The 14611-nt window shown below is 66.4% G+C and carries 13 protein-coding genes; 6 read left to right on the top strand and 7 right to left on the bottom strand.

Translation table 11 applies throughout. The features are described from left to right. The first annotated feature begins 442 nt into the window (after window positions 1-442). Window positions 443-1435, top strand: coding sequence for an AraC family transcriptional regulator (locus QW887_RS30535; RefSeq protein ID WP_315753626.1), 993 nt, complete (start codon window positions 443-445; stop codon window positions 1433-1435). Between the two features lie 118 nt (window positions 1436-1553). Here QW887_RS30535 and QW887_RS30530 read toward each other — a convergent pair whose 3' ends face one another. Together QW887_RS30530 and QW887_RS30525 are read right to left on the bottom strand one after the other, a co-directional pair. Continuing rightward, window positions 1554-2285 carry an alanyl-tRNA editing protein gene (locus QW887_RS30530; protein WP_315753610.1) on the bottom strand — a complete coding sequence of 244 codons (732 nt, stop codon included), beginning with the start codon at window positions 2283-2285 and terminating at the stop codon, window positions 1554-1556. 175 nt (window positions 2286-2460) lie between these two features. Continuing rightward, window positions 2461-3186 (bottom strand): hypothetical protein, encoded by a 726-nt coding sequence (locus QW887_RS30525; protein WP_315753612.1) that lies wholly within the window; start codon window positions 3184-3186, stop codon window positions 2461-2463. A 60-nt stretch (window positions 3187-3246) separates the two neighbouring features. Here QW887_RS30525 and QW887_RS30520 point away from each other — a divergent pair, with 60 nt between their 5' ends. Further along, on the top strand, window positions 3247-4797 hold the full coding sequence (locus tag QW887_RS30520) for a flavin-containing monooxygenase (RefSeq protein WP_410052633.1): 1551 nt from the start codon (window positions 3247-3249) through the stop codon (window positions 4795-4797). A gap of 215 nt (window positions 4798-5012) precedes the next feature. Here the strand turns inward: QW887_RS30520 and QW887_RS30515 are convergent, their stop codons facing one another. Further along, entirely contained in the window at window positions 5013-5465 is a 453-nt protein-coding gene (locus tag QW887_RS30515; protein WP_316195831.1) for a MarR family winged helix-turn-helix transcriptional regulator, read from the bottom strand. Between the two features lie 101 nt (window positions 5466-5566). On the opposite strand from QW887_RS30515, the gene QW887_RS30510 reads away from it, so the two are divergent. From QW887_RS30510 to QW887_RS30500, 3 genes are all read left to right on the top strand, one after another. Then, complete coding sequence (locus QW887_RS30510; protein WP_316195759.1) at window positions 5567-7489, top strand: FAD-binding monooxygenase; 1923 nt, start codon at window positions 5567-5569, stop codon at window positions 7487-7489. Between the two features lie 136 nt (window positions 7490-7625). Further along, window positions 7626-7871 (top strand): PilZ domain-containing protein, encoded by a 246-nt coding sequence (locus QW887_RS30505; protein WP_315712872.1) that lies wholly within the window; start codon window positions 7626-7628, stop codon window positions 7869-7871. A gap of 85 nt (window positions 7872-7956) precedes the next feature. Next, complete coding sequence (locus QW887_RS30500) at window positions 7957-8826, top strand: tetratricopeptide repeat protein (RefSeq protein WP_315712870.1); 870 nt, start codon at window positions 7957-7959, stop codon at window positions 8824-8826. Between the two features lie 4 nt (window positions 8827-8830). Here the strand turns inward: QW887_RS30500 and QW887_RS30495 are convergent, their stop codons facing one another. Genes QW887_RS30495 through cpaB form a run of 4 tightly spaced genes read right to left on the bottom strand, consistent with a single transcriptional unit; the run spans window position 8831 to window position 13169 of the window. Next, window positions 8831-10099, bottom strand: a complete 1269-nt coding sequence (locus QW887_RS30495) for a CpaE family protein (RefSeq protein ID WP_316195758.1) — start codon at window positions 10097-10099, stop codon at window positions 8831-8833. Next, window positions 10096-10833, bottom strand: coding sequence for a CpaD family pilus assembly protein (locus QW887_RS30490; RefSeq protein WP_316195756.1), 738 nt, complete (start codon window positions 10831-10833; stop codon window positions 10096-10098). Before QW887_RS30490 ends, QW887_RS30495 begins: the two co-directional genes overlap by 4 nt. Before the next feature lie 33 nt (window positions 10834-10866). Continuing rightward, window positions 10867-12336: a type II and III secretion system protein family protein gene (locus QW887_RS30485; protein WP_316195755.1), complete on the bottom strand. Its 1470-nt coding sequence runs from the start codon at window positions 12334-12336 to the stop codon at window positions 10867-10869. Between the two features lie 17 nt (window positions 12337-12353). Next, window positions 12354-13169, bottom strand: coding sequence for a Flp pilus assembly protein CpaB (gene cpaB / locus QW887_RS30480; protein ID WP_315712864.1), 816 nt, complete (start codon window positions 13167-13169; stop codon window positions 12354-12356). 720 nt (window positions 13170-13889) lie between these two features. Between cpaB and QW887_RS30475 the strand changes: the two genes are divergently transcribed. Continuing rightward, on the top strand, window positions 13890-14582 hold the full coding sequence (locus QW887_RS30475) for a PilZ domain-containing protein (RefSeq protein ID WP_316195753.1): 693 nt from the start codon (window positions 13890-13892) through the stop codon (window positions 14580-14582). Window positions 14583-14611 lie beyond the last annotated feature (29 nt).

Here is a 14611-nt window from a genome sequence, read left to right as displayed (position 1 = left end):
GGGGTTTCGGCACATGCACGTCTGTCGATTTCCAGGACCTTGGTTCGCTGGGGCCAAACGCCGCCGCGAGGCCCGACTCTGGTCCAGAGTGAGCGGATCGTAGTTGAATCGAATTATCCAAGTATTTGTCCGATCCCCGACAGATCGGCCGTATGCTGCCGCTCCGATGACCCCGATACCCATCGCATTTGGCCGCTTGGTACGCCGTTGTTCCGAGCGAGCCATTGGACGACCCGGCGCAGACCACGGCCAGCCCCGCGAGGCAGCATTCTGTCCGTAACAATACGGGGTGTTCGGTTATCACCGCGAAAATCGTACGCCCCCTCGCGCCGGGACGTTGTCCGAACTGTGGAACTGAACGAAATTCGTGCTTGCCACGTGTCCTAACGCACGGCCTTGTGCTCACGCGCCTGACGATTGCACGAGGGTTGACCAGGTGGTGATGCCGATCGGGCGGAGGAGCTGTTTGGGTCAAATCTCATATCTCGATCGATATCCGCTGTTTCGCTCGCGTGATCGCGAGTTCGCGCGCGATCGCTTGTTCAGCATCTACGCCGTCGATCGTTTCGACAGCTCCGACTCCAGCTTCGGCATCGAGGCCAATCTTGCGCGGCTCAGCACCGCGGGGCTGGCGTTCTGCTCATATGCGGGCGCGGCGTCGGTGTCGTTTCCGGAATCGACGATCTACAGACAGTTCTTCTCGATCCAGGGCACTGCCGGATACAGGACTGCGCGAGGCCACCAGGCGATCGTCGCCTGGAGTCCCCTGATATCCGGGGATTCAAGACTGGATCTCGAATTTCCTGCCGGCTACTGCCAACTGGTGGTCAGGGTCGAAAGCGCGCCTTTGCACCAGCTGTTGAGAGCCATGCTCGGCGATGACAGAGATACGAATCTGACCTTTGACGAAGGCCCAACCGATCCTGCTGTCATGGCTCTCGTCCGCCAGGACGTTTTCAGGCTTGCCGGTGAGTTGCAGATGTTCGGAGCGGACTACTCGCCGATAGCCATCGCAGAGCTCGAGCGGAGCTTGATGATCCGGCTCCTGCTTGCAAATCGGCACAGCTTTAGCAGCCGCCTGCTGAATGCGCCCCAGCGAGTCAACCGTATGGTTGTCGATACCGTCGAGTCCTATATCGAGGCACATTGGGACGAGCCTCTGGACCTCGAGAAGATTGCCGCGATCGCGGGGGTCAGCGTCCGGTCGATTTTCCGCGAGTTCTCGGAGTCGGGACGCGGATCACCCGGCCAGTTTGCCAAGCGCGTCCGACTTCAGCGGGCATCCGAACTTCTGCGACGGCCCGATGCCAACACAAGCGTCGTGTCGGTCGCCTTCAAATGCGGCTTTGGCAATCTGGGCCGCTTTGCCAGCGAGTACCGTCAGATGATGGGTGAGTTGCCCTCGGAGACGTTGCGGAACGCAAGGAAGACGTGAGCTTCCATGGGATCACGGACGCGCCTGCGTTACAATCGTATCGGACGTCGAGCGATGATATACGCGTTTGACAATGTGCATTGCGACGCCGGCCGTTTCATCGCGAGCCGCGCGATTCTCAAGCCGTGACGAATCCGATCCTCAACCGCCGGTTCTGCCGGCCCTTGTTGTCGACCTTGAGAATGCGGATGCGCCGCGCCTGCGCCGTCGAGACCAGGTGCGTGCCGCCGCAGGCCTGGCGGTCGAGGCCGTCGATGTCGACGATGCGGATCAGGCCGTCGGCCTGGCGCGGCGGGGCGACCGATTTGGCGCGAAACAGTCCCGCGGTCGCCTGCGCGTCGTCATAGGGCATGTCGAAGGCACGCACCGGACGATCGTCCGAAATCGCGGCATTCACCGCATCCTCCACCGCGCGCAGTTGCTCCGGCGCCACCTTGGGCAGATCGAAATCGACGCTGAACTCGTCGGTCTCGGTCATGCGGACGCCGGTCAGCAGCGCGCCGTCGAACAGGGTGTAGACGGCGCTGTTGACGAGATGCGCCACCGTGTGCTGCTCGCTCATGCGCTGCCGGAACGCCGGATCGACGCGCAGCTCGATCGCCCCGTCGGGGATGGCGTCATCACCGATCAGGTGCCAGATGCCGTCGGCGGTCGGCTCGAACCCGGTGACGACGCGGACGATCCCGTTCCACGCGATCGTGCCGCGGTCCGGCAACTGGCCGCCGCCGCCGGGATAGAACGGCGAGCGCGCCACCAGCACCGCGCCGGGGCGCGCGTCGAGCGCGGTGATGTCGAGCTCCAGCACGTCGGGACGATCGACAGCGAAAGGGCGGGGCAGGAAGTCGGTCATGCAGAACGGCTCGCAATCGCATCGCCCGGATGAGCGGAGCGAGGTCCGGGTTCATCGAGACGGCGCGTGAGGCCCCGCATATCGCTGCGCTCATGCGGGCCACGAAGCTACGACGATACGCAGCATCGCCGCGCTGCGCAAATGGCCGTTCCTGTCTCGGCCGCAGCGCCGGGTCTCAACGGCATGCGGCCACCGTGAACCACGCCATGCGAAACGCGCCATCGCCCAGGCGCAGGCACACGGTGTCGCCCGGCTGCAACCTTTCGTACAGCGCCTGCGCAACATGGGCATCGGTGGCTCGCGCGAACGGGCCCCACGGCTCGAGCGTCACCTGATGCGTGGCGAGCCGGCTGTGGCCGAGATGCTTGGCGAGCACGCGGCTGCGCAGCAGCGCCGGCGCCGAGTGGTCGAGCGCGGTGTTGAACTGGCCAAGCGTCCCGAACGCATAGGCAGCGACGAAGAGAGCGGCGAGCAGCAGCCGCCAGCCGCGGCGGCGGAGCTGGGTTTCGAACCGCGCGGCGACGATGAGGAAAATGATCGCGACCGCGGTCGCGAAGGCTGTCAGCGGCAGCCAGTCGACGAGATTGATGTCCGACAGCGTGCGCGCGGCAAGCGTGCCGGCCGCCACGATGCAACCGGTGCCGAGATTGGCGCCGTAGCCGGAGCCGAGGCCGATGCGGAACCGCCCGGGAAAGCGCAAGGTGAGGATGAGCGCCACCAGCGGGATGACGGTGACGACCGCGATCAGCTGGCCGGCCGGAAAGCTCGGGAAGAGCGACCAGGCTGCGAGCCCGATTGCGAACAGCGAAAAGCCCAGGGCGATGCGCTGCGACGGCGCACCACTGCCGTCCCGGCTGTCGCTGTCGCCGGGCCTGTCGTCGCGCGGGTGGGGAGCGTTCATCACCAGATCCGTATCGAGGGTGTTTCCCGCTGATAGCGGAGGAGGGTTGACCGACGACGAATGCGCCGGCGATTTGACAGCGACGAGCCGGGTTGCGACTGTCCGCAGCCAGAGCAAGAAAGCCGCACCAGGAAACGCCAGGAGCACCTCATGTCAACAGAGCATGTCGACGTGCTGATCGTCGGCGCCGGGCTGTCCGGCATCGCCGCCGCCTATCATCTGCAGCACAAGTGCCCAAGCAAGCGCTTCGCGATCCTGGAGGGGCGGGGCGCGATCGGCGGCACATGGGACCTGTTCCGCTATCCCGGCATCCGCTCCGACAGCGACATGTACACGCTCGGCTATTCGTTCAAGCCGTGGACCGATCCGAAGGCGATCGCCGACGGGCCGCAGATCCTGAAATACGTCCAGGACACCGCGACCGATAACGGCATCGACCGCCACATCCGGTTCAACCATCGGGTCATCAGCGCGTCGTGGTCGAGCGCGGACGCACGCTGGACCGTCGAGGCCGAGCGCCGGACGGTGCAGGGCACGGTCGAGACCGTGCGGATGACCTGCGGCTTCCTGTTCATGTGCTCCGGCTACTACCGCTACGAGTCGGGCTATCTGCCGGACTTCAAGGGCATGGCCGATTTCAAGGGCCGCATCGTGCATCCGCAGGCCTGGCCTGAGGATCTCGACTATGCCGGCAAGCGCGTCGTGGTGATCGGCTCCGGCGCGACCGCGGTCACATTGGTGCCGGCGATGGCCAAGTCCGCCGCGCATGTGACGATGCTGCAGCGCTCACCGACCTATGTGGTGTCGCGCCCGGCGCAGGACGCGCTCGCCAACAAGCTGCGCCGGCATCTGCCCGCTGGCCTCGCCTATCACCTGATCCGCTGGCGCAACGTGCTGTTCGGGATGTACTTCTTCCAGCTCAGCCGGCGTAAGCCGCAGCGGGTCAAGCAGCTGATCCTGGGCGGGGTGCGCGCCGCGCTGGGTCCCGATTACGACGTCGCCACCCATTTCACGCCGCGCTACAACCCGTGGGACCAGCGGTTGTGCCTGGTGCCGGATGGCGACCTGTTCAAGACCATTCGCGAGCAGCGCGCCTCGGTGGTGACGGCCGGGATCGAGACCTTCACCGAGCGCGGCCTGCGCCTCGCCGACGGCCGCGAAATCGAGGCCGATATCGTGGTCACCGCGACCGGGCTGGTGCTGCAGGTGCTCGGCGGCATCGAGGTCGTCGTGGATGGCCGCACCGTCGATTTCGCCAAGACGCTCAACTACAAGGGCATGATGTATTCCGACGTGCCGAATCTGGCGGCGACGCTCGGCTACACCAACGCGTCGTGGACGCTGAAATGCGACCTCACCTGCGAATATGTCTGCCGGCTCCTGAACTACATGGACCGGCACGGCTATCGCCAATGCGTGCCGCACAATGACGATTCCACCGTTACGCCGCTGCCGTCGCTGAGCTTCAGCTCCGGCTATGTGCAGCGCGCGGTCGCCGACCTGCCGAAACAGGGCTCGAAGCGGCCGTGGCGGCTGTACCAGAACTACGCGCTGGATATCGTCTCGCTGCGCTTCGGCAAGGTCGATGACGGCGTGATGCGGTATTCGTGAGGGCAGGGGGAATCGGCAACGTGGTGTGAGTCTGCGTCGAGATCTCTCCACGGCGTCATGGCCGGGCTCGTCTCGCCCATCCATGCCGACATCCCGGCAAGCACGACGTGGATGTCCGGGACAAGCCCGGCCATGAGCAACTAGATGGCAGTTCGCCTCGGGGGGAAAGGCACTTTCGGCGTGCCCCCCCCCACGTCCGAATGCAATGCCCTCCATCACCGCTCCGCCGCCCCCTCCCGCAGCGGCGCGCGGCTGAGATCGTTGCCGGCGGCGATCGCCTTCTGCATGAGGCGGATCAACTCCTTCGCCTCGGCCTCGCTGAGGCCGCGCACCATCAGCCGCTGCGCTGCCTCGACCGCCGGCGTGGTCGCCTCCAGCGTCCTTCCCCCCTCATCGGTGATCAACAGCTCCCGTGACCGGCGGTCGCGCGCGCTCGCACGGCGGACGACGAGGCCCTTCTGTGCGAGCCGGTCGATCACGCCGGTGATCGTGGTGCGGTCATAGGCGATCAGGCCGGCGAGCGTGATCTGGTCGATGGCCGGGTTGGCCGCGATCGCCGCCAGCGCCGCATATTGCACCGGCGTCAGGTCGAAGCCGGCCGCTTCCACCTCCGCCAGGAACACCGCCACGGCGATCTGCTGAAACCGGCGCGCCAGGTGCCCCGGCATGTCCCGCATCTCGGTCAATTCGAATCTCCTGTCACCAGCTTGACAAGCATACTGATGATCAGCATACTGATCAATAAGGAACAGCGAGGGAGGATGGTCACGTGCAGTTTCATCTCAACGGCTTCCAGCCCGGCGATCCCGAGATCTTCGACGCGGCCGAACGTGTCGCGAGCGCCGGCGCGACCGGCCCGCTGCCGCCCGAGGCCGATGTCCTCATCGTCGGCTGTGGCCCGGCCGGGTTGAACCTCGCTGCCCAGCTTTCCGCTTTTCCGGACATCAGGACCTGCATCGTCGAGCAGAAGCCGGGCCGGCTGCTGCTCGGTCAGGCTGACGGCATCGCCTGCCGCACCATGGAGATGTTCCAGGCCTATGGTTTTGCCGAGAAAGTGCTGAGGGAAGCGTGCTGGATCAACGAGACCACGTTCTGGAAGCCGAGCGACCAAGACAGCAAGCATATCGCGCGCAGCGGTCGCGTGCAGGACGTCGAGGACGGCCTGTCGGAGATGCCGCATGTCGTGCTCAACCAGGCTCGGGTCCACGATTTCTTCCTGGACGTGATGCGCCGTTCGGCCGCGAAGCTCGAGCCGCACTACGCGCGGCGACTGCGTGATCTGCGGATCGATCCGGCCGCAGGCGTCGACGCACACGGCGTGACCGTCAGCTTCGATCGCATTGATCCGGAGCATGAAGGCCAGGTGGAGACGGTGCGCGCGCGCTACGTCGTCGGCTGTGATGGCGCGCGCAGCGTCGTGCGCAAGGCGATCGGCCGCGAGCTGCACGGGGATTCCGCCAACCACGCCTGGGGCGTCATGGACGTGCTCGCCGTGACCGATTTTCCCGACATCCGCTTCAAATCGCTGATCCAGTCCGCCAAGGACGGCAGCCTGCTGGTGATCCCGCGCGAGGGCGGCTATCTCGTCCGGCTGTATGTCGAGCTTGCCAAGCTCGAGGTCGGCGAGCGCGTGGCCGGGCGCAACATCACCGTCGACGAGGTGATCGCCAAGGCACAGCGCATTCTCGCGCCTTATACGCTTCAGGTGAAGGAGGTCGCGTGGTGGTCGGTCTACGAGATCGGCCAGCGCATCACCGACAAGTTCGACGACGTGCCGGAGGCCGAGGTCGCAACGCGGCTGCCGCGCGTCTTCATCGCCGGTGACGCCTGCCACACCCACAGCCCGAAGGCGGGGCAGGGCATGAACGTGTCGATGCAGGACACGTTCAATCTCGGCTGGAAGCTCGCCGCCGTGCTGGGCAGGCGTTGCGCGCCGCAGCTCCTGCACAGCTATTCGGCCGAACGGCGGGCCATCGCCCAGGAGCTGATCGATTTCGATCGCGAATGGTCGGGAATTCTTGCCTCCGCCGCCAAGCAGGGCGGCGCCGACGCGGCCAGGACGCAGGACTATTTCGTCCGTCACGGCCGCTACACGGCGGGCACCGCCACGCACTATCGCCCCTCCGTCCTCACCGGCGACGACACCTTCCAGCCGCTCGCCACGGGCTTCGTCATCGGCAAGCGCTTTCACTCGGCGCCGGTCATCCGGCTCGGCGACGCCAAGCCGGCGCAGCTCGGTCACGTCGTCCAGGCCGACGGCCGCTTCCGCATCTTCGCTTTCGCGGCCGCGGAGGATCCGGCCGCGCCGGGGTCCGCGATCCGCCGCCTGTGCACATTCCTCAGCGAGGATTCGGCCTCACCCGTGCGCCGCCACACCCAGGTGGGCGCCGACATCGACTCCGTGATCGATCTGCGCGCGGTGTTCCAGCAGGGGCATCGCGAGCTCGCGCTCGAACGAATGCCGGAGCTGCTGCTGCCGCGGAAGGGCCGTTACGGTCTCATCGACTACGAGAAGATGTTCTGTGCCGATCTGAAGAGCGGCCAGGACATCTTCGCGATGCGCGGCATCGATCGCGCCGCGGGCTGCATCGTGATCGTGCGGCCCGATCAGTATGTCGCCGACGTCCTGCCGCTCGACGACGTCGGGAGGCTGTCGGCGTATTTCGACGGCGTGCTGCTGCCGGTCCGCTGAGGGATGCAGAGGGTAAACGAAACCCAAATCCGGTCGCCGGATTTCCGGGCTTGGCGCTAGCCAGATCCCAAGGTTTCCTCGCTACAAACGAGGTCTCCGGATTGGACGATTGAGTGGGTGAGACGTCGAAATGTTGATGTTGGCGAACCGTCGCAAGAGTGAACGTCGGCTGTGCAGGAGGATCGCGAAGATTCACTATGGCAACGGCAGCCTGCCGCGGGACTGCACGGTCACGGATATTTCCGACGGCGGCGTCAAGGTGATCGCCGAATTCGTCGAGATTCCCCCGCAGTTCACCATCGTCTTCGCGCCCGACCACCAGCGCAAGTGCCGGCTGGCCTGGCGCATCGGCTGCGAGTTCGGCGCCGAATTCATCGATTGAGGCGGGCCGGCCGCGCCCGCTTAACGGGACCTTAGGGTTAATCTGCCAGCGTGCAGATCATCTGGTCCCGAAGTAGTTCAGTTGCATGCGTACGCGGCCCCTTCGCTCTCTCCCTCTGCTCCGGCCGGCCGCGTTCGCGCTGTCGTTCACGGCCGTGCTGCTCGGTCTCGGCGCCTGCCAGACCACCGATCTCAGCGAGGTCACGGGGGCACTGGGCGGCAATCCCGAAAAGAGCCGCGCGGCCGCCGCCGACCCGCGCGCCGAGATCGACCAGCTCCGCGAGCGCTTCCGCGCCAATCCCAACGATCCCGAGGTGGCGCTGCGCTATGGCAGCGCCCTGCGCGGCACCGGCCAGCGCTCGCAGGCGGTCGCCGTGCTCGAGCAGGCGACGATCGCCAATCCCGGCAACAAGGCGCTGCTGGCGGCCTTTGGCCGCGCGCTTGCCGACAACGGCAATTTCCAGCAGGCGTTCGACGTGCTCAGCCGCGCGCATTCGCCCGAGGATCCCGACTGGCGCATCCTGTCGGCGCAGGGCGCCACGCTCGACCAGATGGGGCGCAACGAGGAGGCCCGGCAATACTACATGACGGCGCTGAAGATCGCCCCTGACGATCCTTCCGTGCTGTCCAATCTCGGTCTCTCCTATGCGCTCTCGAACGAACTGCCGAAGGCCGAGGAGCAGTTGCGCAAGGCCAGCGCGCACCCCGATGCCAGCCCGCGGGTCCGGACCAATCTCGCCGTCATCGTCGGCCTGCAGGGCCGGATGAGCGAGGCCGAGAGCATCGCGCGTTCGGGGCTGCCGCCGGAGCAGGCCAGCGCCAGCGTCGCCTATGTCAAGCGCATCCTGGAGCGCCGCAAGATCGCGCAGCGCGAGCTGTCGCCGCGCCGCGACCGTCCGGTGGCCGGCGAGCCCGACAAGGCGCTGGCGCGGGCACTCAGCCGGTCCGACGACTAAGGCGCTATTTCGCGCCGAGCAGTTTCGCGATCGGCGCCAGCAGCGAGCCGCGCTGCGGCTTGTGATCGATCCGTCCCGTGAGCCGGTTGGCGATGTCCTGGAACAGTTTTGGCGTGCGGCTCAGCCCCGATATCTCCGCGATCATCTGGCCGTTGTTGGCGGCGGTGCCGAACAGCTTGCAGTCGAACGGGATGACCGCGACCGGCTCGGCCTCGACGGTCTTGGCGAAGCGCTTCAGGTCGATCTCCGGCCGCTTGGGCATGCCGACCTGGTTCAGGCAGTACAGCGGCGGCCGGTCGTTGGGACGCGAGGCCTTGAGCACGCCGAGCAGGTTCTTGGCGTTGCGCAGGTTCGCCAGATCGGGCTCGGCGACCACCAGGATGTCGTCGGCATTGATCAGCGCATGCCGCGTCCAGGCCGACCATTGGTGCGGCACGTCGAGCACGATGCATTGCTGGGTCATGCGCAGGGTGTCGAAGATCGCGTCGAACGCATCGGCGCCGAAATCATAGACGCGGTCGAGCGTCGCGGGCGCGGCGAGCAGGTTGAGATTTTCGGTGCATTTGGCGAGCAGGCGCTCCATCAGCGCCGTATCCGGCCGGTCCGGCTGGAACACGGCGTTGGCGATGCCCTGCAGCGGATCCTGGTTGTAGTCCAGCCCCGCGGTGCCGAACGCCATGTCGAGATCGATCACGACCGAATCCAGCGTCAGGTCGCGCGCCATGCTCCAGGCGACGTTGTGGGCGACGGTGGAGGCGCCGACGCCGCCCTTGGCGCCGACCACGGCGATGATGCGGCCGGTGATGACGGCCTCCGAGGCCGAGAACAGGCTGCAGACCGAGCGGATTACGTCGATGGTCTCGACCGGGCCGATCACGTAGTCGTTGACGCCGCGCCGGACGAGTTCGCGATAGGCGACGCCGTCGGACGGGCTGCCGATCAGCACCACGCGGGTGCCGGGATCGCAGACGCTGGCGAGATCGTCGAGGCCGCCGAGAATGTCGCCGCCGGGCCTGGTCTCGATCACGATGACGTTCGGCGTCGGCTGCGAATGATAGGTCTCGATGGCGCGCGGCATGCCGCCCGCCTTGATGGTGATGTGCGCCTTGCCGAGCCGGCGGTCCTGGCTCGCGGCGAGGATCGCGGCCGAGGTCTGGTCGGTTTCGCAGAATGCCTGCACCGAGACGCGCGGCACCGGCGCGATGTGATCGTCGAGGGCCGGGCCGGTGGGGCCGGGCTGCTCATCCTGGCTCTGACGGGACGCGTTGATCATTTGCCTGTATCGCTGAGCTTGGCCTTGTCGGACTCCGGATACGCCACCGCCGTCGATTCGCCCTTGCGGTACTTCTCGAACAGCGCGGAACGGCGCGGCGTGTAGGCGGCCATCTCCGAGCGCGGCTGCTCGAGATCGGCCGGGTTGTCGATCATCGCGGCGAGGTTGCGCTGCGTGGCGCAGCCGAAATTCTGATAGTGCTGGTTGCTGCTGTAGCCGCGATTGTCGAGGTTCGGCCCGAGATCCTCCGGCCACAGCCCGCAGGGGCCGGCGACGGCGGCGATCTTCGGATAGCTCAGCCGGATGACGGCGAGCTGCCGCGGATCATCGGGCATGGTGTTGCGCAGTGTGATCGCGTGCGCGGGAACGCCGCCGGCGGTCAGCACGGCGCGGATCTCGCGATAGGCGTCGGCCGCGGCGCGCGCGTTCGACGTGCCCGTCGGCACCTCCGCCATGATTCCGCCGGTGCCTTCGCGCAGCCATGAGCGCGCAAGACCCGCGACGTCGACGCGCTGCTGGTAGGTCAGGCCGCCGCGGCCGCTGCCGATAAAGACGACGGTCGACTGCCGGCCTTCCTCGATCGCGATCGGATGGCGGATCCTGTAGTCGTCCGGGATCGTCGCGACGACCTCGCCGGTGGTGGCGTTGCAGGCGCCGAGCGTGAGCGCCAGCCCCGCGATGGCGCCCATCCGGCGCAGCGTGCGTCTGCCGTCTGGTGTGGATGTTGCCGACATGATCGTTCCCCCGTGCCCCGTCGTCCCGCAATCTCAGTCGATGATGAAGCCGAAGCCGGCCGGCTGCCCCGTGGCCGCGTCGACCCTGGCGGCGATGCCGTACAGCCGGTTCATGCGGCCGAGCAGCGCCGACTCCGAGTCGGTGGCCGGCGCGAAGCCGTCGTCCGGGCGCGACAGCTCCTTCTGCGCAACGGCGCGCACGACATAGGGCGTCACCATCACCATCAGCTCGGTCTCGTTGTTGACGTAGTCCTGGCTGCGGAACAGCTGGCCGAGCACCGGTAGCTGATTGAGCCCGGGCAGGCCGTTGATCGCCTGCTTGGTCTGGTTCTGGATCAGGCCGGCCATCGCCATCGAGCCACCGGAGGGGATCTCGACCGTGGTCTCGGCGCGGCGGGTGCGGATCGCGGGGATCGTCACCGACGAGGTCGAGGCCGAGGTCAGCGCATAGGAGACCGTGATCGCGTTGTCGTTCGACAGCTCCGACACCTCCGTCATCACCCGGAGGCTGATGCGGCCTTCGCCGAGCACGACGGGCGTGAAGTTGAGCGAGATGCCGAACTTCTTGTAGGTGATCGACGTGCTGCAGACCCGCGTGGTCGGATCGCAGGAATAGCCGCCGGGAATCGGGAATTCGCCGCCCGCGATGAAGGTCGCGGATTCGCCGGAGATCGCGGTCAGGTTGGGCTCGGCGAGCGTCTTGACGACACCGGCCGTCTCCATGGCGCGCAGCGTCGCCGACACCGACGACAAGCCGCCGCCGGTGGCGGACAGGCCGTTGGTCCCGACCAGCGACTTGCCATAGGCGGTGAACGGGTTGGTGTTGTTGAAGTTCACCACTGCGGTGCCGTAGTTCAGGCTGGCGCTGAGATCGATGCCGAGCTGCTTGACGATCTCGCGCCGGACCTCCGACACGTTGACCTTCAGCATCACCTGATCGCGGCCGCGCACGACGATCGAGTTGACCACCTTGTCGGCACCGCCGACGAGGCGTGCGGCGATCTCGCCGGCCTGCTGCGCCTCGACCGGGCTCGACACCGATCCGGTCAGGATCACGCCTTCGCCGACGCCGTCGATCTTGACGCCGGGAATGCTCTGGCTCAGCGCCTGGCGCACGCCGTTGAGGTCGCGCTTGATCGCGATGTCATAGGCCGCGACCTGCTGTCCCTCGCCGTCGAAGAACACGACGTTGGTCTGGCCGACCGCCGAGCCGATGATGTAGGCGCGCCGGGCCGAACGGACGACCGCGTTGGCGATCTTGGGATCAGCGACCAGCACGTCCTTGACGTCCTGCGGGAAGTCGACGACCACGGACTTGCCGATGCCGAGCGAGAGGAAACGCACCTTCGACGAGCCGACCGACACCACCGGCGTCTCCAGCCTGTCGTCAGCCGCCTTCACCGGCGTCAGCGCCGGATTGAGCGCCAGCCCGATCACGGCCGATGTCGATAGCGCGCGGACGACCCACGTCCCGAATTTCGCGCGTTGATGCCCACCCATCATCTTCCACGTCCTTTCGATCACTTCTGCGCCGTGAGCGAGCTTGTGATCCCATAGCGAATGATCTCGATGGCGCTGCCCCGTCGCGCCATCTGCTGCTGCTGTTGCTGTGCCTCGGTCTTGTTGCCGTCGGCTGCGTTCACGTCGGCGATGCTGCGCAGCGCCAGCGCCAGCGAGCCGGCCTGGCGCGCGCGCGCCAGGGTCTCGGCCTGCTCGGGCCTGAGCTCGAGCGTCACCGTCTTGCCGACGACGGTGTTCTGGCCTTCCTTCTCCTTCGGCGCCTGATCGATCGCGAGCACGCGGACGTTGGAGAGAATGATCTCGGAGCTGACGAAGTCGGCGGCGCCGGGCTTGTCAGGGTTCTTGTCGCGCTTCGACAGGATGACGTCGACGCGGTCGTTCGGCAGGATGAAGCCGCCGGCGCCGGTCTCGGGCGAGATCTCGGTGGAGATCGCGCGCATGCCCGCGGGCAGGATCGCCGCCATGAAGCCGGAGCCGTCCGCCTTCACCAGCTTCTGCTCGCGGATCGGCTCGCCGATCACGAACGGCGAGCGGGCGATGGTGCCGACGAGCTGATTGGCCGCCTCGGGACGGTCGCCGCGCCGGATGAAGATGTTGCTCGCGGCCTCGGGCCATGTCTGCCAGATCAGGTCGCCGGGCTTGATCGCCTGTCCGAGCCCGATGTCGGTCTTGGCGACCAGCACCTCGACCGTCGGCAACTGCACGACCGGCGCCACCGGCGCCTGCCGCTGGCCGTCGGAATTGCTGACCAGATAGGCCGCAACGCCGCCCGCGCCGAGAGCGATGGTTAACACCACGATGCGTGCGGTCATCATACGCGGAACTACTCTCTTACTCATACACCGGGAGCAAACACGCTGACGACTGACAGCCGTTCTCCCTCACTAACGACTAAGCGCCAATGGTATAAGCAGACTTGAACGCGGCGGGCCGCGGCACCTGCCTCAAGCACCGATTGCGCAAGTGGTGAACAGGTTGTTAGCGTGCAAATAGTGAAACGCCGCCAATGTGTTAGCTATTTGCGCACGGCGCGCCTGCACGCATCCGTCGGCTCGCGCGCGACAGAATGAGATCATGAGTTGCAGCCGCGCCTCAGTGGGAATCTCGTTAAGCTGAATCGTTTGCTAACAACACGAGCGTAGGAACGCGACCCCGTCGACGAGGTTGTGCCGTCGCGCGAGGCAGCGCGGATCGGCCGATCACGACTTGCCTCTGCGCCACGCGAAGCATTCGCGCTGAACTCTCCATGGGGGCGACGATGCCGACACTGCATGCCGTGCTGCACCGTAATCAGACGGGGCCGCATCTTCAGAAAGCCGAAACGGGTTGGACATACGATTCCGTTGAGCGGGATTTCCGTCTCGACATTCAGATTTCCTCAACAATTTGCGCGCACGGTCCGGGCACGGCGGTCATGCCCAATTCGATTTAGTACGACCTAAAATGCACGCAGAAATTGTAACCAGCGCATCGTGCCGCGGCGGGGGCCGCGCCGTCATCGTCGGGGATATCCTGGGTTGGAGGGGAGACGCGCAATGTCGGTTGCTCGATTCCTGAAGCAGCGCGCGGTCAGGATTCAGACGGTCGGGTCCTACACGCTGCCGAACTGGTATTCCCCTGAAGGACGGCTGCGGTCCTTCGCCTGCCGCACCACGCGGGTGTCGCCGTTTCGCGCGCTGCTCGAGGTGCCCGTCGTCGGCAAGGTCGGCGATCGCCTGACCTCGTATTTCCGCGATTTCGGCAAGTTCGAAGGCGAGATCAGCGACACCGTGCATGGCGGCTTCCTGCTCGAGCTGGAGATGACGCGCGCCGAGCGCGCCAAGCTCGCCGAGAAGCTGGTCTGGCTGGAGAAGAAGCAGAAGGATCCGTCGATCCGCGATTCCCGCCGCGATGCGCGCTTCGTGCCGAACTCGCCGCATTCGGCGCTGACGCTCGCCGACGGCAGCATCATCCCGTGCTTCGTGATCGATGCCTCGATGTCGGGCGCGGCGGTCTCGGCGGAGATCCAGCCGGAGATCGGCACGCCGCTGGCGGTGGGCAGTTGCATCGGCCGCGTCATCCGGCATTTCCCCGACGGCTTCGCCGTCCGCTTCGTCGACCAGTTGCCAGGCGCCAACGAGCTCGAGCGGCGGGTCATCACGCCGCCGGCGCGCCCGGTGCGGCGGACGCTCGCGGCCCACGGCGATGACCGCCTGATCGGGGCGCCGGAGGACTTCTTCCTGGTGTGACGGCAGCGCTCCTGCGGTGCCCGACGGCG

Source organism: Bradyrhizobium sp. SZCCHNRI3052 (assembly GCF_032484895.1).
Lineage (GTDB): Bacteria > Pseudomonadota > Alphaproteobacteria > Rhizobiales > Xanthobacteraceae > Bradyrhizobium.
The sequence above is the reverse complement of the archived record's forward strand: the minus strand, read 5'-3'. Positions and strand labels throughout refer to the sequence as shown.